Annotated in this window: 22 protein-coding genes and 1 tRNA gene; 9 read left to right on the plus strand and 14 right to left on the minus strand. The window is 53.8% G+C overall.

What is annotated here, in order from left to right:
• Positions 1 to 28 precede the first annotated feature (28 nt).
• Positions 29 to 142 (minus strand): dual CXXC motif small (seleno)protein, encoded by a 114-nt coding sequence (locus tag HNR65_RS18250; RefSeq protein WP_353740029.1) that lies wholly within the window; start codon positions 140 to 142, stop codon positions 29 to 31.
• A gap of 281 nt (positions 143 to 423) precedes the next feature.
• Here HNR65_RS18250 and HNR65_RS08590 point away from each other — a divergent pair, with 281 nt between their 5' ends.
• From HNR65_RS08590 to HNR65_RS08600, 3 genes are all read left to right on the plus strand, one after another.
• On the plus strand, positions 424 to 858 hold the full coding sequence (locus HNR65_RS08590; protein WP_181551085.1) for a PaaI family thioesterase: 435 nt from the start codon (positions 424 to 426) through the stop codon (positions 856 to 858).
• A gap of 164 nt (positions 859 to 1022) precedes the next feature.
• Complete coding sequence (locus tag HNR65_RS08595; protein ID WP_181551086.1) at positions 1023 to 1376, plus strand: hypothetical protein; 354 nt, start codon at positions 1023 to 1025, stop codon at positions 1374 to 1376.
• A gap of 373 nt (positions 1377 to 1749) precedes the next feature.
• Positions 1750 to 4734, plus strand: coding sequence for an insulinase family protein (locus HNR65_RS08600; protein ID WP_181551087.1), 2985 nt, complete (start codon positions 1750 to 1752; stop codon positions 4732 to 4734).
• A 33-nt stretch (positions 4735 to 4767) separates the two neighbouring features.
• Here the strand turns inward: HNR65_RS08600 and HNR65_RS08605 are convergent, their stop codons facing one another.
• The 11 genes from HNR65_RS08605 to ffh form a co-directional block, all read right to left on the minus strand.
• A complete protein-coding gene (locus HNR65_RS08605) occupies positions 4768 to 5658 on the minus strand; it encodes a Rossmann-like and DUF2520 domain-containing protein (RefSeq protein ID WP_181551088.1) in 891 nt (296 codons plus the stop codon).
• A gap of 168 nt (positions 5659 to 5826) precedes the next feature.
• A complete protein-coding gene (gene rsmI / locus HNR65_RS08610; protein ID WP_181551089.1) occupies positions 5827 to 6699 on the minus strand; it encodes a 16S rRNA (cytidine(1402)-2'-O)-methyltransferase in 873 nt (290 codons plus the stop codon).
• Between the two features lie 6 nt (positions 6700 to 6705).
• A complete protein-coding gene (locus tag HNR65_RS08615) occupies positions 6706 to 7077 on the minus strand; it encodes a YraN family protein (RefSeq protein ID WP_181551090.1) in 372 nt (123 codons plus the stop codon).
• Positions 7067 to 7750, minus strand: a complete 684-nt coding sequence (gene rnhB, locus HNR65_RS08620; protein WP_181551091.1) for a ribonuclease HII — start codon at positions 7748 to 7750, stop codon at positions 7067 to 7069. The genes HNR65_RS08615 and rnhB overlap by 11 nt, the downstream gene beginning before the upstream one ends.
• A gap of 20 nt (positions 7751 to 7770) precedes the next feature.
• Entirely contained in the window at positions 7771 to 8115 is a 345-nt protein-coding gene (gene rplS / locus HNR65_RS08625; protein WP_181551092.1) for a 50S ribosomal protein L19, read from the minus strand.
• Positions 8116 to 8340: 225 nt separating this feature from the next.
• A complete protein-coding gene (locus HNR65_RS08630) occupies positions 8341 to 8919 on the minus strand; it encodes an RNA methyltransferase (RefSeq protein WP_232364716.1) in 579 nt (192 codons plus the stop codon).
• Positions 8897 to 9667 (minus strand): tRNA (guanosine(37)-N1)-methyltransferase TrmD, encoded by a 771-nt coding sequence (trmD, locus tag HNR65_RS08635; RefSeq protein ID WP_332309021.1) that lies wholly within the window; start codon positions 9665 to 9667, stop codon positions 8897 to 8899. The genes HNR65_RS08630 and trmD overlap by 23 nt, the downstream gene beginning before the upstream one ends.
• Positions 9668 to 9703: 36 nt before the next feature.
• Positions 9704 to 10213, minus strand: coding sequence for a ribosome maturation factor RimM (gene rimM, locus HNR65_RS08640; RefSeq protein WP_181551093.1), 510 nt, complete (start codon positions 10211 to 10213; stop codon positions 9704 to 9706).
• A 16-nt stretch (positions 10214 to 10229) separates the two neighbouring features.
• Positions 10230 to 10463: a KH domain-containing protein gene (locus tag HNR65_RS08645; RefSeq protein WP_181551094.1), complete on the minus strand. Its 234-nt coding sequence runs from the start codon at positions 10461 to 10463 to the stop codon at positions 10230 to 10232.
• A 61-nt stretch (positions 10464 to 10524) separates the two neighbouring features.
• Positions 10525 to 10785, minus strand: a complete 261-nt coding sequence (gene rpsP, locus HNR65_RS08650; protein ID WP_181551095.1) for a 30S ribosomal protein S16 — start codon at positions 10783 to 10785, stop codon at positions 10525 to 10527.
• Between the two features lie 16 nt (positions 10786 to 10801).
• Positions 10802 to 12133: a signal recognition particle protein gene (gene ffh / locus HNR65_RS08655; protein ID WP_181551096.1), complete on the minus strand. Its 1332-nt coding sequence runs from the start codon at positions 12131 to 12133 to the stop codon at positions 10802 to 10804.
• Between the two features lie 139 nt (positions 12134 to 12272).
• Here ffh and rlmN point away from each other — a divergent pair, with 139 nt between their 5' ends.
• Positions 12273 to 13334, plus strand: a complete 1062-nt coding sequence (gene rlmN, locus HNR65_RS08660) for a dual-specificity RNA methyltransferase RlmN (protein WP_181551097.1) — start codon at positions 12273 to 12275, stop codon at positions 13332 to 13334.
• A 465-nt stretch (positions 13335 to 13799) separates the two neighbouring features.
• Positions 13800 to 13997, plus strand: a complete 198-nt coding sequence (locus HNR65_RS08665; protein ID WP_181551098.1) for a cold-shock protein — start codon at positions 13800 to 13802, stop codon at positions 13995 to 13997.
• A gap of 79 nt (positions 13998 to 14076) precedes the next feature.
• Here the strand turns inward: HNR65_RS08665 and HNR65_RS08670 are convergent, their stop codons facing one another.
• The gene (locus HNR65_RS08670) at positions 14077 to 15612 is read right to left on the minus strand and encodes a S1 RNA-binding domain-containing protein (RefSeq protein WP_181551099.1); all 1536 of its coding nucleotides are present in this window, start codon (positions 15610 to 15612) and stop codon (positions 14077 to 14079) included.
• A 345-nt stretch (positions 15613 to 15957) separates the two neighbouring features.
• Here HNR65_RS08670 and HNR65_RS08675 point away from each other — a divergent pair, with 345 nt between their 5' ends.
• Positions 15958 to 17628 carry a long-chain-fatty-acid--CoA ligase gene (locus tag HNR65_RS08675; RefSeq protein ID WP_181551100.1) on the plus strand — a complete coding sequence of 557 codons (1671 nt, stop codon included), beginning with the start codon at positions 15958 to 15960 and terminating at the stop codon, positions 17626 to 17628.
• Positions 17629 to 17801: 173 nt separating this feature from the next.
• On the opposite strand, the gene HNR65_RS08680 is transcribed toward HNR65_RS08675, so the two are convergent.
• A complete protein-coding gene (locus HNR65_RS08680) occupies positions 17802 to 18212 on the minus strand; it encodes a pyridoxamine 5'-phosphate oxidase family protein (protein WP_181551101.1) in 411 nt (136 codons plus the stop codon).
• A gap of 232 nt (positions 18213 to 18444) precedes the next feature.
• Here HNR65_RS08680 and HNR65_RS08685 point away from each other — a divergent pair, with 232 nt between their 5' ends.
• The 3 genes from HNR65_RS08685 (at position 18445) to HNR65_RS08695 (ending at position 19722) form a co-directional block, all read left to right on the plus strand.
• The gene (locus HNR65_RS08685) at positions 18445 to 18780 is read left to right on the plus strand and encodes a DciA family protein (protein ID WP_181551102.1); all 336 of its coding nucleotides are present in this window, start codon (positions 18445 to 18447) and stop codon (positions 18778 to 18780) included.
• A complete protein-coding gene (locus HNR65_RS08690) occupies positions 18777 to 19511 on the plus strand; it encodes a tRNA1(Val) (adenine(37)-N6)-methyltransferase (RefSeq protein ID WP_181551103.1) in 735 nt (244 codons plus the stop codon). Before HNR65_RS08685 ends, HNR65_RS08690 begins: the two co-directional genes overlap by 4 nt.
• A gap of 119 nt (positions 19512 to 19630) precedes the next feature.
• Positions 19631 to 19722 (plus strand) — tRNA-Ser (locus HNR65_RS08695).
• Positions 19723 to 19854: the final 132 nt, after the last annotated feature.

A 19854-nucleotide genomic window follows, 5' to 3' on the forward strand; every position in this document is an offset into this window, starting at 1 on the left:
ACTCTCCCTGCTTTATCCTGCGATCCGCCTAAAACCGGTCACAAGGCATATTGGCCAGAATCCGCTCGACCTCCTCGTCAATGGATTCAACAATGTCCTGTAGGGCAATTTTTACGCCGCAGCCCCTGCAGCGGAAAAAAATCTGGTCTCAGGTACCGGTCAGCCGCAGCGTGGAATGGGTACACGCCGGGCACGGCAGCCTCAAAGAATTAAAAAAGCCCTGCATACTGATTTCCCCGAAAATCCGAAAGTGTAAAGTTCCCTGAAATCATTTTCTGATAAAAACCGTTGACCTGAAGCGCCCGCCCTGACAATAAAAACATAAAGTTTTTCTTGAATATATCAGTAAATGTTCAGTGGCGCAATCATCTTCGGTATCTGACGTGCCTTGTTTTTCAACCCAAAAGAAAAGGGAAACCATCCATGGCCCGGTTTGAAGAACTGGATCCGGAATTTCGGCAGGCCGTGTTTGAACGGCTTCAAAAACAGGTGCCTTACTGGAATCTGCTGGGGATGGAACTGACGGACCTGAAAAAAGGATGGGCCCGGCTCAGGCTGCCGTTTTCCGAAAAACTGGGCAATGCAGGCGGGATCGCCCACGGGGGTGCGATTTTTTCACTTGCCGATGCCGCTGTGGGAACCGCCCTGACCGGCATTGCCCGAAAAAATGCATCCATCAGCACCATTGAAATGAAAATCAATTACATCAGGCCCTTTTCCTCGGGATGCATTTATGCGGAAGCCGTGATTCTCCACAACGGGCGCAACACCGCCCTGGGAGAGGTAACCGTCACCGACGGGGCAGAAAACCTTGTGGCCAGGGCCATGGCCACTTATTCGGTAATCCGGAAAGACTGACCCGGAAAGCAGCGTTTTTCAGGAATCGGTGAAAAAAATAAGTCATTTGCCGATAACCTGTTTAAACACTTGACTTATATAACTGAATTGTCTATGCAGAAGAAAGTCAAATAATCAAAATTGTTTCAAACAAATCGCAATTGAAGAAAAACAAGGAGCGATCAATGACACAAAAAAAACGCAATCCCAGTTTTGATGCCATGATCAAATTCTTTCTCAGGCAATACAACATCGCCACAAAAACCGAGATCAACCGGCTGACCGCAAAAATCGAAGAACTTGAAAAAACCATTCGCAAACTCGCCGGCCCCCAAAGCCCCAAGACCCGCCGCAGCAGCGGCAAGACCGCATCCGACCAGGTGCTAAATGTCATCAGCGATATGCCGGACGGCGCCCGTCTGACCGATATCAAGTCCAGAACGGATTTTGACGAAAAAAAGCTCAGAAACATCATTTACCGGCTGGGCAAGCAGGGCAAAATCAAGCGCAAACGCCGCGGAATTTATGTGGCCACATAACCGGCTGGTTGCCCGGATCCGGTCCGTTTCCTCCCGGCATCCCCTTGATGCACCCGTAAAAAGGCAGATTCCAGATGGCGCCGTAAAAAGTTCAAGATCAAGGCTTGCGCAATTTCGAAGAATGGAGGGGACTTATCCCTACGTGAAATTCTGAGAAATCGCGCGCAACGCAGATATCAGACTTTTTACGGTGCCACTATCCCCTTAACCGATAGAATATCTGCACACAGTATCTTTACGCCGGCGCCGCAGATATGCTATCGGTTTTTTTCGTGCCTGAACAATTGATAAGCCTGTAAAAAGTCTTTTTTAGAGGCAGTGTTAAAGTTTGAAGTGATTCAGTGTTATTAAAATCAACCGGAGAAACATATCCATGGAACTTACAGAAGATCCCCGAAACCCGGATCTGAAGCCCGGAGATCAAAAGGGTGGCTTTCGCATTGAAAAGGTGATGGAACTGCCCGAGATCAACGGATTTTACTACGAGCTCAAGCATCTGCCCACGGGTGCGGCCCACATTCATATCAGCCGGGAAGACCCGGAAAACGCCTTTTCCGTGGTTTTTAAAACTGTGCCCGCCGATTCCACTGGCGTGGCCCACATCCTGGAGCACACTGTGCTTTGCGGCTCACGCAATTATCCGGTGCGCGATCCGTTTTTCTCCATGATGAAGCGAAGCTTAAGCACCTTCATGAACGCGCTGACCGCTTCCGACTGGACCATGTACCCCTTTGCCACCCAGAATGAAAAAGACTTCTACAATCTCATGTCCGTTTATCTGGATGCCGCCTTTTTTCCACGAATTGACGAACTGAGCTTCAAGCAGGAAGGCCACCGGCTTGAATTTGAAACCGATCCGGCAGACGGCCGGCAGCACCTGGTTTACAAGGGAGTGGTTTTCAACGAGATGAAAGGGGCCATGTCCTCTCCCGACCAGGTAATGGGCCGGTCCCTGTTAAACGCCCTGTACCCGGATACCACTTACAGTAACAATTCCGGCGGTGATCCGGAACAGATCCCCCAGCTGACCCATGAGCAGTTAAAGGCGTTTCACGCGCGGCATTATCATCCGAGCAACGCCTATTTCTACACCTACGGCAATCTACCCCTGGCCCGGCACCTGGAATTTATCGAAGACACCGTGCTTTGTCAGTTCTCTCCCATTGATCCGGCAACCGGGGTGCCGTCCCAGCCCCGGTGGACCGATCCGAAAACCGCCGTGTATTACTACCCAATGGACCCGGAGGAAACCACGGAAAAAAAGGCCCAGGCATGCGTGGCCTGGCTGACCGCAGACATCCGGGAGGCTTACGAGGTGCTGGTGCTCTCGGTGCTCGAACAGGTGCTGCTTGGAAATCCGGGCGCTCCCCTGCGAAAGGCGCTCATGGATTCCCAGCTGGGTTCGACATTGAGCGACGGCAGCGGCCTGGATGCCGACAACAAGGACACCCTGTTTGCCTGCGGACTCAAGGATGTCAATGCTGAAGATGCAGAGAAAATCGAAAAAATCATCTTTGAGGTGTTCTCTGATCTGGCTGAAAACGGAGTCGAGCGGCGGCTGGTGGAATCGGCCATCCACCAGATCGAATTTCACCGAAAAGAGGTCACCAACACACCGTTTCCCTACGGTCTCAAACTGCTTCTTCGCTTCTGCGGCGACTGGCTCCACCAGGGACAGCCGGATGTGGCGCTCCAGTTTGACAGCCTGGTCAGGCGGTTTTTCCAGGAACTGGAAACCACGGATCTTCTGGAAAACCGGATCCGGAAATATTTTATCAACAACCCACACCGGGTGCACATGACCCTGGAACCTGACCCGGAGCTTTATGAAAAAAGACGGGCCCGGGAAGAACAACGTCTGGCAGCCATTGAAAAAGACCTCACAGAAGACGACCGCGAAAAGATCCAACAGGATGCGCAAAAGCTGGTGCAGCTCCAGGAAAGCCTGGAGGATCTGTCATGTCTGCCCATGCTTTCCAAAACCGATATTGCCCCGGATATCCGGGTCGTGCATCCCTCCGGGGTGGTTGAGAACCCTCCGGTGGAACTCTATGAACAGCCCAGTTCCGGGATACTGTACTGCAAGTCCGTATTCGGCATCCAGAACCTGGAGCCGGATTTGATTGACCTTCTGCCGCTTTTCTGCCACGCCATGACCCAGACCGGCACAGCGGACTACGACTATGTGGAGCTTGCGCGCAGAATTGACCAATACACCGGCGGGCTGGGTTTTTCCGTGAGCGCCTCTCGCATGTTTTCCCAAAGCAGTGCAGTCTGCCTGCCTGTGCTCCATTTTTCAGGCAAATGCCTGTCAAGAAACATTTCCAGCATGTTTGACCTGATCCGGGACCTGGTGAGCCGATACGCCTTTTCTGACACCGACCGGCTCCGGGATCTGCTTCTGGAAGTTCGCGCGGAAATGGAATCCAGCGTGGTGCATAACGGCCACCGGCTGGCCATGTCCCTTGCCGCAAGAAATTTTTCCACAGCCAGTGCCTTAAATGAAACCTGGCACGGGATCCATCAGATCAAAACCATCAAAAACCTCACAGCCGATCTGAACCCGGAGAAGTTAAAAACCCTGGCCGCCAACCTGGAGCGGATGGCCGGGACGGTTTTTCATGAAAACAACATGCGCACGGCCTTAATCGGTGAGCCCGCAGACCTTGAAACCGCACTCCCCCTGGCAAAAGACATCTGCCAAAAAATGCCGACGGCAGCCGGATGCGGTTTTGAGCCCCCGGATTTTACCGCAGATCCGGAAATTCCCCGGGAGGGCTGGGCCACGGCCACGGCCGTGTCCTTTGTGGCCAAGGTGATTGAAACCCGTCCCATGGATCACCCGGATGCGCCGGTGCTGGCGGTGATCAGCAAACTGCTCAAATCCATGTTCCTGCACCGGGAGATTCGTGAAAAAGGGGGGGCCTACGGCGGCTTTAGCCTCTACCAAATGGAAAACGGGCAGTTTTACTTCGGCTCCTACCGGGATCCCCACATTGTCCGGACCCTGGAGGTCTATGACGCAGCCCTGGAATTTATCACCTCAGGCGACTATGACCGGGAAAACATCGAGGAGGCTGTGCTGCAGGTCTGTGCCGATCTGGACCGGCCCGACCCCCCGGGCCCGGCAGCGTTTAAAGCTTTTTACCGAAGGCTCATCGGCCTGTCAGATGAGTTGCGCAGAAAGTTCAAGCAGGGGGTGCTCGAAGTGGACCTGGAGCAGGTCAGAAATGCCGCAGACAAGTATTTCAGCACGTCCGGGACCAATGCTGCAGTGGCGGTGATCTCGAGCCAGGATCTTATCGAGGAGGCAAACCGGCAGCTGGGGGACCGGGCCCTGATCCCTTACCGGATATAGGCGGCCCATACAAAAGATGCGACCGCCTGCGGCTCAGTCAGTGCTGCCGGTGGGGGCAAGGATTTCTTTTAACCGTTCTGCGGCCTGCTCTGATAACCCCCCGCCGGCCTGGGCGATTTCAATGGTGTGACGGCCCAACAGCCGGTAAAGCTCCAGCCGTGTGGGGGCTTTTTGTCCGATTTCGGCCAGATGCCCTTCCACGGTTTCCATATCGCCACGGGCAATGGGTCCGGTCAGCGCCCTGGGAATGCCGTTTTTTTCAATGTTGCCCAAAGTCCCGGTCACAAGGGGTTTTAACACTTTCCAGGAATCCGCAGGGGCCACCCCGGAAACCATGATCAGCTGCAGGGAAAGATTCATAAGGGTGACCAGGTAATTGGAAGCGGCCACAGCAGATGCGTGATAAAGGCGTTTGCAGTCGGTCCGGATTTCAAACGGGGCAGCGCCAAGGCTTTCGGCAATCTGCCGGGCTGCGGCAACAGCCTGTTCCTGGCCCTCAACAGCCATCATGATCCCGGCAAAGGGGTTTTGCTCGATGTTTTCATCAGCAAAGCTTTGGAGCGGATGCATGCTGCCGATTTTTGCACCGCAGTCGGCAAGCGCGGCCAGTTCCGTCGACGGCAGGGCCCCGCTGCAGTGAAGCACCACTGTGTCCTTGCCAACGCCCTTGTATTCTGCGATTTTTACCGCTGTTTCCCGTATGGCGCCATCAGGAGTCGTGATCAGGACGATATCCGCCCCGGGTGTGACATCCCAGGGCTGAACCGAAGCCGGCGCACTGGATCCGGCGGCTTCGGAAGCCCGTTTTGCTGAAGAAAGGCTGCGACTGGCAAATCCAGCAGGCTGGTAGCCTGCTGTTGCGAGATACCGGGCCATGGCGCCTCCAACCCTTCCGCAGCCCACCGTGGTAAAACTTTTTTTCATATCCCGGCCTCTCCTTTTATCAGGGTTTCTGTTGAACCGTGAACCCAATAAAAATCAAAATATTCATTCTCAAGTGCATTTCAAACCACTTTCAAAATTGATGGTACCGTAAAAAGTCTGATTTCAGATGGTGCCGTAAAAATTGCGGGCCGGCAGCGCAACAGCAACCTATCGGTTCTTTTGAATCTCCACGATCATTTTATAAACCCGGCCTTTTGGCAGGCGGTATTTGCGGGCAAGCTCTGCTGCAAGCTGTGAGGGAGAAACCGTTTGCGCGGCCAGGACGGTTTCAATTTCATATTGGATCTCCCGGTCCACTTGCCCGGTATCCCGGCTGTCCTCAGTAAAACCGGAAACCAGCACGGTGATCTCGCCCTTGATGGATTCGCGCTGGTTGATCTCATCGCGCAATTCGGAAAGGCTGCCGCGTAAAAACTCCTCGTAGCGCTTGGTGATCTCCCGTGCCACCACTGCCGGGCGGTTTCCCAGATAATCGAACAAATCCTGCAAAAGCGCCTCCACCCGCCTCGGAGATTCATAGAAAATCAGAGTCTGCCGGGCACCGGCCAGACGAGTGAGCAGTTCCTGTCGCTGCTTTTTCTTTTTGGGAACAAACCCGGCAAAGCAGAAGCTGTCCACGGCCAACCCGGATACGGACAGGGCGGCAACTGCGGCACACGCCCCGGGAATGGGCACCACTTTGATGCCCGCCTCCAGGGCCGCGGCCACAAGCCGGTAGCCGGGATCCGAAACCATGGGTGTGCCGGCATCCGATACCAGGGCAAGCTGGCGGCCGGATTCCAGTTTTTGCAGCAAAAGCGGAATTCTTTGGGATTCGTTGTGTTCGTGACAGGAAATCAGGGGGGTTTCAACGGCGTAACGGGCAAGCAGCCTTGCGGTGTTACGGGTGTCTTCGGCGGCGATCAAATCCGCATTTTGCAGCACATCCACAGCCCGGTAAGTGATATCGCCCATGTTGCCGATGGGTGTGGCCACCACGTAAAGTATGCCGCCTGCCGGGTTTGGCCGGGTTGGATTCATGAAGACCTATCCATAGGCCAGGGCAAAGGCATTGACAATGATTTCAACCTGGCAGTGTTTTTGCCCGGCATCCACACACACCACGTCAAAACGCGCCTTTTGGCCGGCCTGGCGCTTTTGCTTGAGATAGCCCAGGGCCACCCTGGAAATCTTCTGCTGCTTTATCCGGTCCACAGCCGCCTTGGAAGGCCCGAAGCGATCCGAGGATCGGGACTTTACCTCCACAAATACGATGGTCTCACCCTGACGGGCAATCACGTCGATTTCGCCAAAGCAGTTGCGGTAGTTTCGGTCCAGAATCTGATACCCGTTTTTTTTCAAATGGGCAATGGCCAGGGATTCGCCCAGACGCCCGAACTTTTGAGATTCAGTTGTCATCGCAGGCGTTTCCTGAAAAACCGGTAAAGCAGGCGGTTTTTTTTGGATTGGGACGGAAATACCGGTGATTGTGACAGCTCACCCCTTTAAAGCTGCGGCGGTGAATGGGGCACCACCCGTGCTCTTCCAGTGCCAGGGCATGGGCCCGGGTGGGATAGCCCTTGTGGCCGGAAAACCCATACTCCGGATAATCTTCGCTGTATCTTTCCATGATCCGGTCACGGGTGACCTTGGCCACAATCGAGGCCGCGGAAACGGAAATGCTGCGCAGGTCCCCCTTGACAATGGTCTGCTGGTAAATTTCTGCGCCAATGGGCCACTGGCCGTCGATCAGCAGGCAATCCGGTTCAGGCCGGAGATTGTCCACGGCCATGGACATGGCCTGAAGCGAGGCCTGCAAAATGTTGATCCGGTCGATTTCAACAGGGTCCACAATGCCGATGCCAACGGCCCTTGCATTTGCGTAAATCTCGTCGTGAAGCCGCAGCCGGACCCTGGGAGAAAGCCGCTTGGAATCGGTAATGCCGGTAACCGCAAAATCGTCTGAAAGCATCACCGCTGCCGCAACCACCGGGCCGGCCAGGGGGCCGCGGCCCACCTCGTCGATTCCGGCAATACGACAATATCCCTGACGTTGCGCCTGGTGCTCGAATTGCCGGATGGATTCGGCCATGGACAGTTTCCTGGAAGTATTTACTTGCGGCGCAGCTTCATTCGTGCCGCCTTTTCCTTCAGCCCCCGCAGGTAATAAATCTTGGATCGGCGCACCCGTCCTTTTTCCACCACTTCCACCCGCTCAAGGGCCGGGGAATGCAAGGGAAAAATGCGTTCCACGCCAATGCCGTAAGACACTTTTCGTACCGTGAAACTCGCGTTGGTCGTACCCTTTTTCATGGCAATGACCACGCCCTGGAAGACCTGGATCCGCTCTTTTTCCCCTTCCCGGATCCGCACGTGCACCTTTACCGTATCCCCGGGCTCAAACCCGGTGATATCCATTCTGAGCTGTTCTCTTTCAATCTGTTTGATCGCGTCCATAATCGCCTCACAAATAGGGTTTATCAGGCCAGCCCAAAAAAGGCCGGGACCTGAAACGGTTAAATTCTGATATTTAACACACTCGTAAAAAGTCGGTTTTCAGATGGCGCCGTAAAAAGTTCAAGATCAAGGCTTGCGCGATTTCGAAGAATGCAGCGTACTTAGCCGTACGTGAAATTCTGAGAAATCGCGCATAACGCAGATATTGAACTTTTTACGGCGCCATCAAAATTCGCGGCCCAGAAGCCGGTCAAGCATTATGGCGGCTGCCGAACGCACCGAAAGATGATTATACCCCGATCCGGTTGAAATCGGCGCCAGCCGGAAATCCGCCTCATCCATGAATTCAGCCGTCAGCCCCCAGGCCGTACCCAGGGCCAGGACCCAGACGGCATCTTGTTTTGCCAGGGCCTGGCTGAGTTCCGGATATCCGGTCTGGTTCGGGCTGTCTGCTGCACTGGTGGCCACCACCCTTACGGGTAGATCCTCCTGCCGGCCGATCTCTGTTGTCACCTGGTTTAAACTTTCCCGGATCCGGATCAAAGCCAGGGCCCGGCTGCGATCCGGGTTGTACACGGCACCAGCGCCGTCTGTCCAGTGGCCGATAATCTTTTGGGCAAAAGCCTGCTGATCCGCCAGGGGGGTGACCACGTAAAATCCGCTCACCCCGTATGTTCGGGCGGCCCTGGCGATGTCATGGAGATCAATGCTGGTAATCGCCGAGGCAATGGTGCTGCCGTCCTTGCTCCTGACCGGATGATGCAGCAGGGCCAGGTAAAGCTTAATCCCATGCAAGGGTTTCAAGTCTGCGGCACCATTTTTGAACAATCTTTTTTTCCGGCTCTGTCAGCCCTGTCTGCTCCAGTAAATCCGGACGCCTTAAAATCGTTCGCAGCAGCGCCGATTCCCTGCGCCAGTCCTCTATGGCCCGGTGATTGCCCGAAAGCAAAACCCCGGGCACCTGCTTTTGCTCAAAAACCCCGGGCCTGGTGTAATGGGCGTGCTCCAGACGGCCGGCCGAGAAGGAATCGCACTCTGCGGCATCCGCTGCTCCCAGCACGCCGGGGATATGCCGGATCACCGCATCCATGACCACCATTGCCGGCAGTTCCCCGCCTGTTAATACATAATCGCCAATGGAGATCTCGTCATCGACATATCCCTCGCAAATCCGTTCATCCAGTCCTTCATACCGGCCGCAGATAAAAATCATCTCTTTGCAGGCCGCATACTGCCGGGCCGTGTCCTGATCAAAGCGCCGCCCCTGGGGGGTGAGCAAAACCACCGGCGCCTCGGGCAATTCGGTTTTGGCTGTTTCAATGGCGGCAGCCAGGGGTTCGGGCTTCATGACCATGCCTGAACCACCGCCATAGGGCCGGTCGTCTGTTACCCTGTGCCGTCCTTCTGCAAAATCACGGATATTGACGGGTTCCAGGCGGATTTTACCGCTTTCCACTGCCCTGCGCATGATCCCGTGGCCGGCAAATGCATCAAACATTTCGGGAAAGATCGTCAATACGCAAAACCTCATCTTTCCCGCAATCCTTTCCATCACTATCTTCGGCACCACGGATTTTGCGCTTCCCGGTTAAAGCCCCTCGGGAAGATCCACGATCATTTTGCCGTGTTCCAGGTCAATTTCCCGCACTACTTGTTCAATGGCCGGAATCAGCCGCTCGTTTTCCCCTTGCCTGACCACGAAAACATCATTGCTGCCGGTTTCAATCATGGATTCCACCCGGCCCAGAAATCCGCCGTTGGTTTCGTAAACCGCCAGTCCGATCAGATCACACCAGTACCATGTATCCGGCTCTGCAGGCGGCAGGGCGGATCGGGGCATAAAAAGGGATGCGCCGGAAACGGCCTCTGCGCTGCTTCGATCGCCAACCTCTGTAAATCCAATGAGCAGGCCGTTTTTATGGGAACGGGCCGTCTCTATGCGGTATTCAACAGGCTGCCGATCCGGGGCGTCAACAATTACCCGGGAGCCGGGCTGCAGATGGAGTTGCTGGTCCACATATGCAGAAACCCGGACCTCCCCGCGAATACCGTGAGGTCGGGTAATTTTTCCGATCAAAAGAAGCTTGTCCGGGTCCATGTGCAGACGGCTTTGATTATTCCTCGATAATCTCAAGAACAGTACGCTTCTTGACCTTTGCCGAAGCGGCATTCAATATTGTCCGCATGGCCCGGGCAGTCCGCCCCTGCTTTCCGATCACTTTTCCCAGATCCTCCTTGGCCACTTTGAGCTCGAGGACCGCTGTCTGGCCGCCTTCCACCTCGGTCACGGTCACTTCATCAGGATTGTCCACAAGCGCCTTTGCGATGTACGTGATCAGCTCTTTCATTTGGCCCCTCTCCTTCATAGAATGGCTGCTGGAATGTTGGGATTCGCGGACAAGCTATCTTTTATGCTGATTTTACTACTTCATAAAAACCCTTTTGCTTTAAAAGGCTGTTGACGGTGTCGGTGGGGATGGCACCGTTATCCATCCAATGGGCAATTCTGTCGTTGTTCAGCGTTACTTCGTGGGGATCCACCATGGGGTTGTAGGTGCCCACAGTTTCCAGAAACCGGCCATCTCTGGGATAACGGCCGTCTGCCACGACAATGCGGTAAAACGGTTTCTTTTTCGCACCATGCCTGGACAATCTGATTTTTACTGACATTTTTCTGCCTTCCTTGTTAAAACGGCATCATGTTCCGGGTCATTGCCCGCATGCCGCCCTTGTTGAATTTCTTCATCATCTTGAGCACCTGGGAGTAATTTTTCAGGAGCTTGTTGACATCCTGAACCTTCGTCCCGCTTCCCTTGGCAATCCGTTTTCTTCTGCTTCCGTTGACAATATTGTGGTTGCGCCGCTCGGCCGGTGTCATGGAGTTGATGATCGCCTCGATGCGCACCAGTTCCCGTTCGTCAACGTCTAACTTGTTTAACTGCTTGCTCTTGTTTGCACCCGGGATCATCTTGATCAGGTCATTGAGCGAGCCCATCTTTCTGACCTGGGTCATCTGGTCCCGGAAATCTTCCAGGGTGAACTGGTTTTTCCGGAGTTTCTTTTCCAGGTCAGCGGCTTTTTTCTCATCCACCGCATCCTGGGCCTTTTCAATAAAAGAGAGCATATCGCCCATGCCCAGAATCCGCGATGCCATCCGGTCAGGGTGAAACTCTTCCAATGCATTGGTTTTCTCCCCGACACCGATAAACTTCACCGGCTTGCCGGTAACCGCCTTAATGGACAAGGCCGCCCCGCCCCTGGCGTCGCCGTCCATCTTGGTGAGCACAATGCCGCCGAGATCCAGGGCCTGGTCAAATGACTCGGCCATGTTGACCGCATCCTGGCCGGTCATGGCATCGGCAATCAGCAGGACATCCGAGGGCTCGATGGCTTTCTGGATCCGGGAAAGCTCGTTCATCAATTCCGAATCCACGTGCAGCCGGCCCGCGGTGTCCAGGACCAGCGTATCACAGCCTTCAGACGGCGCCTTTTGCCGGGCTTTCTGCGCGATTTCCACCGGATCCATTTCCGGGCTGGAGTCAAATACCGGCACTGACAGCTGTTCGCCGAGCTTTTTGAGCTGATCAATGGCCGCCGGGCGATAGACGTCCAAAGGCACCAGATACGGTTTTTTGCCGTTTTTGCGCAGGTGAACCGCAAGCTTTCCGGCCGTGGTGGTCTTGCCCGAGCCCTGGAGCCCGACGAGCATCACGGCCTGGGGCATGGCCCCGGAAAGATTGAGCGCCTCTTTTTCCGATCCCATCAGGGCGGTCAATTCTTCATTGACGATCTTGATGACCTGCTGGGCCGGAGTCAGACTTTCAAGCACTTCCTGGCCGATGGCCCGCGCCCGGATATCTGCGATCAACTGCTTGACCACCCGGTAATGCGCATCCGCCTCCAGCAAAGCCATGCGCACTTCCCGCAGGCCCTCGTCAATGTTTTTCTCCGAGAGCTTGCCGTGACCTTTGAGTTTTTTAAAAACCGAATTGAGCTTGTCGCTTAAATTGTCAAACATAGAGCTGATTCTCGTATCGCCGCAAAAATGAATCCGTTGAAATTAATATTTACATCCTGGAATGTCAAGTATAATAATATGTTTTCCAATGCCCGGAAAAACCGGATTTCTTTTAATTCATAATACATCCGAACCCGTTATGATTCAACCCCGAAAACCCGATAAAAAACCCGATATCCGCAATATCTCCCGAAACGAGCTGATTGCATTTTTTGCCGGCCACGGCATGCGCAGCTTTCGGGCGGACCAGGCCCTGCAGTGGCTTTATGCCCGGCGGGTGCATAGTTTTGAGGAGATGACCAACCTGGCAAAAGAGGCCCGGGGCCTTCTGGCGGATCATTTCACCATATCCCGCCCCGAGGTGCGCGAGGTGCAGGTTGCCGAAGACGGCACATGCAAATTCCTGTTTGGCCTGGATGACGGCCATTGCGTGGAATCTGTGCTGATTCCGGAAAAAGACCATTACACCCTCTGCATTTCCACCCAGGTGGGATGCGCCATGGGTTGCGCCTTTTGCATGACCGGAAAAACCGGTTTGATCCGAAACCTGAGCCGGTCCGAGATTATCGGCCAGGTTATTTCATGCCAGGACGAAGCCGCGGCCCGGGGGGGTATGCGTCTGTCCAACCTCGTGCTCATGGGCATGGGAGAGCCCCTGGCCAATTATGACAATGTTATTGCGGCCCTGGGCGTCATCACCGACGGCAATTGGGGCCTGAAATTTTCCACCCGGCGGGTGACCCTGTCCACGGCCGGCCTGGCAGAGCGGTTTGATGACCTTGCCGGAGATACCCGGGTGCGGCTGGCCGTGTCTTTGAACGCGGCAGACAATACCACCCGGGACCGGCTGATGCCGATTAACAAAAAGATTCCTATAGAACGGCTCATTGCGGCCTGCACCCGATACCCCCTGCCCCCGCGGGACAAAATCACGTTTGAATATATCCTGATAAAAGGCATCAATGACTCGGAAAAACACGCAAAGCAGCTTGCAAAACTGCTCCGGCCCGTTCGGGCCAAAGTCAATCTCATCCCTTTTAACCCGCATCCGGGCACAACGTTTCAGCGCCCGGAAAATGCGGCCATAGAGGCCTTTCAGTCCGTTCTCATAAAAAACAACTACACCGCCATTATCCGCTGGAGCAAGGGGTCAGACATTGACGCGGCCTGCGGTCAGCTCCGGGGAGCCCGCGACACATAAAAAGGAAAAATTGCCCCGCTCAAATGTTGATAAGCCTGTAAAAAGCTGTTTACCGCGTCCGATATTTGTCAGGAAAAAAGCCCTGCGCCCGGGACCGAACACTGCAGACAACTTTTTGCCGCATGCTTAAAAGCGCTAAAGTTTCCGGATTTTTAGATGGCGCCGCAAAAAATTCAAGATCAAGGCTTGCGCGCTTGCCGAAGAATGCAGCGTACTTATCCGTACGTGAAATTCTGAGGAATCGCGCGTAACGCAAATATTTGACTTTTTATGGTGCTATATAATGTTTTTATTGACAAACGCGTTTTTGGCATTTAATTTAACATAACATATTCGATTTGTATTCGAATATGGTACAAAGTTGGGTCCAGCAATTCGGGGTACGCGATTTCGTTTAAGCAAAGCCTTCCGAAGCAGCGCCTGAAAGTTTGTACGGATAAATCATGAAAGGAGGTGGCTAGTTTAATGGAAGGTCGAGTAAAGTGGTTTAACGAAAAAAAAGGCTATGGCTTTATTGAAACCGACGAACACGGCGATGTATTTGTGCATTATTCAAATATCGACGGTACCGGTTTCCGCACTCTGAATGAACTGGATCGCGTAACCCTGGAAGTACAGGACTCCCCCAAAGGGCCTCAGGCGATTAATGTAAAGCGCATCTAAGCAGCTTCACATAAATCAATAGCCCGAAAATTTGATTTTTCAAGCCGGGACCGGCAATGGTCCCGGCTTTTTTTTTTGCTTATTTGGAATCCGGATCCGGATCCGTATGGGCCTGATCCTCGAAACGCTGCTTGAGAAGGCGGCCCAGATCTGTTTCGGAAGACTCTGTGCCGGTCTGGGTGTTTTTTTTACCCTCCCTGCCCGCATGCGATTTTTTTTCATCCCGCAATGTCAGCCGGATTTTGCGATCCGACGGCAACACTTCAATGACTCTGGCCTCCACATCCTGACCCGCCCGGAAGCTCTCCAGGGGATTTTCCCCCTGACCGTGGGGCAGCTCCGAGAGATGGACAAGACCCTGGATGCCTTCCTCGATTTCCACAAAAAGTCCGAATTCGGCGATATTGACAACTTTTCCGCTCACGTGTGTGCCGGGTGCGTATTTTTGGGGAAGCTCCTGCCACGGATCCGGGGTCAGCTGCTTGATCCCGAGGTTGACGCGCTGATTAGCCCGGTCAATGCCGAGGATCTTGGCCTGCACGGTCTGACCCTTGCGAAAATGCTCGGCCGGCTTGACCGGCTGGGTCCATGAAATATCCGAGGCATGGACCAGGCCGTTGATGCCTTCCACGATCCCTACAAACAAGCCAAAATCCGTAACTTTTTTAATCCTGCCTTCTATCACCGTGCCAATGGGATAATTCTGCTCCAGGGTATCCCATGGATTGGGGCTCAGCTGCTTGACCCCGAGCGAAACTTTTCGGCCCTCGGCATCCACATCCAGCACTTTCACCGTAATGGCGTCGCCTGTTTCATATAGCTTTGACGGATGCTGGCGAACAGGGGTCCAGGACAAATTGCTTACGTGGACAAGCCCGGTGATGCCGCCGAGATCCACAAACAAACCGTAATCGGTGATATTGGTGATGGTTCCCGCCACCACGTCGCCGATATGGAGTCGCTGTATGGCCTCTTCCTGATCTTTGCGGCGCTGGGCCTCCACCAGTACCCTCCGGGAAATCACAACATTTCTCTCCGACTTGTCAAACTGAAGGATCTTAAACTCGTGGTCCGTACCGATCCATTCATCCGGATTTTTGGCCGGCTTGATGTCAAGCTGAGATGCCGGCAGAAAAGCCCGAATGCCGATATCCACAAAAAATCCGCCTTTGACCCGGGATATAATGCGTCCCTTCACGGTTCCGTCTGCTTCAAAAATTGCGCCCAGTTGCTCAAGGAGCTTTTCAGTGCGCACTTCCTCCCGGGACAGGATGGGATATCCGTCTTCATCCTTGCCGGCAAAATACACTTCCACCCGGTCGCCCACCTGCAAGTGGACTTTGCCGTCTGCATCGGCAAATTCCCTGGCCGCAACCTCGCCCTCATACTTGTAGCCGATATCCAGCAGAACCTTGTCGCGCTCCAGACCAACGACCTCGCCTTCCACAACCTGGCCGCTTTCCACCGGCCTGAAACTCTCCTCGTACATGGCCATCATTTCGGCCATGCCCGGACCTTCTTCATCCGATGTTTCGGAAGTATTGTCAGTATTCATATCTTTATCTTCATGGTTGAAATCTTCAATGTCATGATCATCCATTTTTTTGCCCGCCATGGATATATCCACCTCCAGAAAAAAATAATCCGATAAGCCCGGCCAATACCGGACCATGCCTTCAGACAATGTCCGCCCTGCTTAAAGCAGAAAATACAGCAGACACAACGGATAATAATTTTAAAGTAAACATGGGGTGTAAAAATGCAAGGCAATCCGCAAAGCTCTTTTGGATGCCCTTCAAAGTGTTCGAAATAACCAAACGGTATTCGGAGTTGATTTTCTTTTTAAAATATTATACGAAATATACGTACATAAAATCGGATGCCGCCATTGGTTAAAACGGCCTGGACAGCGTTTAACCCCGAATCAACATGGACAAAAACAGGAGGCAATGGAAGCGCAATGGAAACAAAGTTCTGGCACAAAAATTATGACTACAACGTTCCGACCTCGGTCCGGTATCCCCAGATTCCGGTTCATGAACTGGTCCATCTTGCCGCAAGCATCGTTCCCGACAAGCCAGCCACAAACCTCTACGGCTCGGAAATCACCTTTAGCGAACTGCGAAAGCAGATTGTGCGCATGGCCAATGCCCTTGCCGGGCTTGGGGTCAAAAAGGGCGACCGGGTCGGCGTCCATCTGCCAAACTGTCCCCAGTACATCATTGCTTATTATGGGGCCATGTCTCTTGGCGCAATCGTTGTCAACCTCAATCCCATGTATACGGCGGAAGAACTCAAGGGGCTTTCGGAAAATACCGGCCTGAAAACCCTGTTCACCTTTGACATGGTGCTGCCCAATATCCGGGCCCTTTGTCAGTCCGTGGAAATAGACAACATTATTGTCACCCGCGTCACCGATTATATTGACGGTTTTGGGGTGAGCACACCCCGGGAACTGGAACTGGAACAAGGCTGGTATCACTTTTCCCAACTGCTTGACAGCTGCACCAATACCGTGCCGCCGCGGATATCGGTCACCCCTCAGGATCCGGCGCTGATCCAGTTCACCGGCGGCACCACGGGGCTTCCCAAGGGCGCGGTGCTTACCCATCGAAACATTCTGGCCGCAACCATGTGCGCCAATCTGTGGGGTGCCCACCTGAATGACAACACCCCGGTGGAAAAGCGCAATGTACTGGCCTTGCTTCCGTTTTTCCACGTATACGGCGATATTGTGGTGTTAAACTGGGCCATGTTTGCCTGCGCCACCATGATCCTTGTGCCGCGCTTTGATATCGAGGAAATCATGGGAATGCTCGAAAACATTCCCAGAATCCAGTTTTTCCCTGCCGTCCCCACCATGATCGGCGCGATTTTAAATCACCCCAAAGCCGAGTCCATGGAACTGGACAGGAAATTCAGCCTGTTAAACAGCGGCGGCGCCCCCTGCCCGGTCAGCCTCATTGAGCGGGCCAGGGATTTAAACATTTCTTTCAGCGAAGGCTGGGGCATGAGCGAGACCAGCGCAATGGGCGTTGCCAATCCCAACCTTGGACTGAAAAAACCCGGCAGCATCGGCATTCCCATCCCGGACAATGATATCAAACTCGTGGATCCCGCCGACGGGGTCACCGAGGTCAGGCCGAGTGAACGGGGAGAACTGCTGATCAAAGGCCCCCAGGTCATGTCCGGCTACTGGAACAACCCGGAGGAAACCGCCAACCAGCTGAAAGACGGCTGGCTGTATACAGGCGATGTGGCCATCCAGGATGAAGACGGCTATATCTTCCTTGTGGACCGGACAAAAGACATGATCATTGCCAGCGGCTACAACATTTATCCAAGGGAAATCGACGAGGTGCTCTACCGGCATCCCAAAGTGGCCGAGGCGGCGGCCGTGGGCGTACCCGACGAATACCGCGGCGAGACCATCAAAGCATTTATCAGCCTGAAATCCGGAGAGACGGCAACTGAAGAGGAAATCATGGAATTCTGCAAAGACAAGCTTGCGGCCTACAAGCGGCCCAGAATGGTAGAATTTCGTGACAGCATCCCCAAGTCCGCCGTGGGCAAGGTCCTGCGCAAAAACCTGCGGGCGGAAGAAGAAGCCAAGGCCGGCAAGAAAAAATAATATCCCGCATCTGAGACAAAAAATGACTTTCAAAGCTGTTTGCTGAATTCAACAGAACAAGACGGAAACAGATCCCGATCCCTTTTCTGTTCCAAACAAAATTGCGCCTCCTGCCGAACTTGCCGCAGGGGGCGCAATTGATCTTTTTGCAGAAAAATTTACTCCGGGAAAATTTACGCCAGTTTCTTGCCCGCACCCGGACCCGGGGCCAGGGCGTAAATCTCATCAATTTGGATGATCACCGCGCCCTTGGATTTCAGCGGCGAACCCACCTTGTTGCCCAGTTCCTCGATCCATTTGGCGGTTTCTTCGAAGCGCTGGCCGGAGGTTTCAATGGTCGCCGATCCCTTGATCTGGTAGCCCTCATGACCTTCCCAGAAAGACACAGCCACCTTTGGATTGGCCTTGAGATTGGCCAGGGTCTTGTTGAAAAACTGGTCAGAGATCAAAATGGTTTCATCATCAATGATTTTTTTGGCCCCTACGGGTACGGCATTGGGAGCGCCGTCTGCGGTAGCGGTTGCCAGTACAGCGGTAGGCACCTTGTTAAACAATTCCTGCATCCGCTCTGTCATTTTTGCCATGATTGGTTTCCTCCTTTTTCTGGTTTCCTGTGACCCTCGTGATTGCGATACCCCATGAAAAAAATAAAAAGCATTTACTCAAAATAATATGGTCAATGATCCGGGATCTGTCAAGGTATGGATTGCGTTGCAATCCGAATTTAACCGTGATACAGGCAAAATCATACAGTAAGTCAAAAAAAATGCAGCCCGCGTTCCGCCAGGGCGCCCATATGAGGTACAGACAAACACCATGAGCCGGCCCAGATACCGAAATGAGCAATTCAGCCATATCAGCGATGTGCTCTCCGCACTGGTCGGACAGCTCCGCCGGGAATCGCATTCGGATTTGTCCCGGATTCAGCAGATCTGGCAAAGCATACTCGATCCCGTCCTCGCGGAAAACAGCCGCCCGGCCGCCCTGAAAAACGATGTTTTGCTGGTGCATGTGGCCAGCTCTACTGTCACCCAGCAGATGCGCTTTCTTACTCCCGGGGTCATCGAACAGATCAACCGGGTCATGGGGGAAGGCCGCATCCGCCGGATCCATTATAAAATCGGCACTGTGTCATCTTCGGCCGACTCATGAACCAGCCCGCTGATCTCACATCTGACACATTTTTCAACGGATCCATCTCGGTAAAACAGCCGCCCGACGGATACCGGTTTTCCATTGACGCGGTGATCCTGGGCAACCTGGCGGCAGTACAGGCAGACGACCGTGTCCTGGACCTGGGCTGCGGGTGCGGGGTCATCCCCTTGATCCTGGGCTACAGGAATCCCGGCATCGGGGAGGTGTTCGGCGTTGAAATCCAGGCGGAGCTGGCCGGCATCGCCCGATTAAATGCATCAGAGAATCACATGGAGAACCAAATCCACATCCTGCATAAGGACATGAAAGCCGTTGTTCCTGAAGACACCGGCGGCACGATGGATGCGGTTGTCTGCAATCCACCCCATTTTGCAAGGCATTCAGGCCGCATCAACCCGGATTCCCAGCGCGCCATGGCCAGGCACGAAATCGCGGTCGCCCTGGCTGACGTCACTGCCGCCGCCGCCCGGATGCTGGCCCCTGCAGGCCTGTTTACGGTGATATACCCTTGTGAACGCCTGGTGGATCTGGTTTCCGCCATGCGCGCTGCGGGCATTGAACCCAAGCGCCTGCGCATGATCCATCCCAGGCCCGGAATTGAGGCCAAGCGTGTTCTGGCAGTGGGCATCAAGGGCAAATATCCGGGCCTGAAAATTGATCCGCCGCTTTTTATCCGAAACGACGCGGATCATTATTCCCCGGAACTCCAAACCATGTTCGGGCCCTGAGCCGGTTTGCCAAAACCCCGCCAACTTTCCATTTGACAAAATAAGCAAATCCGGATAGTTTTCCGCATTAATCATTCCAGCGGCTTTTCCTGTCAAAGCCGTTATGCACAGCAGTTCGCGGAGAGGTGGCCGAGTGGCTGAAGGCGTCGGTCTCGAAAACCGGTGTCCCGTTTGCGCGGGACCGTGGGTTCGAATCCCACCCTCTCCGCCAAATATCCTACCGAAATTATTACATAAAACCATATCAACTGTAAATCCGGAACAATTTAAAATAATATATTGATATTTCAATAAATTTATACAAAGAATTTGTGCAAACGATTTGCAAACAAGCATGCAAACA

The sequence above is a fragment of the Desulfosalsimonas propionicica genome (genome assembly GCF_013761005.1).
Lineage (GTDB): Bacteria > Desulfobacterota > Desulfobacteria > Desulfobacterales > Desulfosalsimonadaceae > Desulfosalsimonas > Desulfosalsimonas propionicica.

Bases quoted from the DNA above. Each gene is read 5' to 3' on its own strand.
- HNR65_RS08645 (WP_181551094.1), bottom strand. From the start codon at position 10,463: ATGAAAGAGCTGATCACGTACATCGCAAAGGCGCTTGTGGACAATCCT.
- rimM (WP_181551093.1), bottom strand. From the start codon at position 10,213: ATGGACCCGGACAAGCTTCTTTTGATCGGAAAAATTACCCGACCTCAC.
- HNR65_RS08615 (WP_181551090.1), bottom strand. From the start codon at position 7,077: ATGACAACTGAATCTCAAAAGTTCGGGCGTCTGGGCGAATCCCTGGCC.
- HNR65_RS08590 (WP_181551085.1), top strand. From the start codon at position 424: ATGGCCCGGTTTGAAGAACTGGATCCGGAATTTCGGCAGGCCGTGTTT.
- HNR65_RS08675 (WP_181551100.1), top strand. From the start codon at position 15,958: ATGGAAACAAAGTTCTGGCACAAAAATTATGACTACAACGTTCCGACC.
- rnhB (WP_181551091.1), bottom strand. From the start codon at position 7,750: ATGGCCGAATCCATCCGGCAATTCGAGCACCAGGCGCAACGTCAGGGA.
- rlmN (WP_181551097.1), top strand. From the start codon at position 12,273: ATGATTCAACCCCGAAAACCCGATAAAAAACCCGATATCCGCAATATC.
- HNR65_RS08605 (WP_181551088.1), bottom strand. From the start codon at position 5,658: ATGAAAAAAAGTTTTACCACGGTGGGCTGCGGAAGGGTTGGAGGCGCC.
- HNR65_RS08600 (WP_181551087.1), top strand. From the start codon at position 1,750: ATGGAACTTACAGAAGATCCCCGAAACCCGGATCTGAAGCCCGGAGAT.
- HNR65_RS08670 (WP_181551099.1), bottom strand. From the start codon at position 15,612: ATGGCGGGCAAAAAAATGGATGATCATGACATTGAAGATTTCAACCAT.
- HNR65_RS08595 (WP_181551086.1), top strand. From the start codon at position 1,023: ATGACACAAAAAAAACGCAATCCCAGTTTTGATGCCATGATCAAATTC.
- HNR65_RS08685 (WP_181551102.1), top strand. From the start codon at position 18,445: ATGAGCCGGCCCAGATACCGAAATGAGCAATTCAGCCATATCAGCGAT.
- HNR65_RS08665 (WP_181551098.1), top strand. From the start codon at position 13,800: ATGGAAGGTCGAGTAAAGTGGTTTAACGAAAAAAAAGGCTATGGCTTT.
- trmD (WP_332309021.1), bottom strand. From the start codon at position 9,667: ATGGAAAGGATTGCGGGAAAGATGAGGTTTTGCGTATTGACGATCTTT.
- rplS (WP_181551092.1), bottom strand. From the start codon at position 8,115: ATGGACGCGATCAAACAGATTGAAAGAGAACAGCTCAGAATGGATATC.
- HNR65_RS08680 (WP_181551101.1), bottom strand. From the start codon at position 18,212: ATGGCAAAAATGACAGAGCGGATGCAGGAATTGTTTAACAAGGTGCCT.
- rsmI (WP_181551089.1), bottom strand. From the start codon at position 6,699: ATGAATCCAACCCGGCCAAACCCGGCAGGCGGCATACTTTACGTGGTG.
- rpsP (WP_181551095.1), bottom strand. From the start codon at position 10,785: ATGTCAGTAAAAATCAGATTGTCCAGGCATGGTGCGAAAAAGAAACCG.
- ffh (WP_181551096.1), bottom strand. From the start codon at position 12,133: ATGTTTGACAATTTAAGCGACAAGCTCAATTCGGTTTTTAAAAAACTC.
- HNR65_RS08690 (WP_181551103.1), top strand. From the start codon at position 18,777: ATGAACCAGCCCGCTGATCTCACATCTGACACATTTTTCAACGGATCC.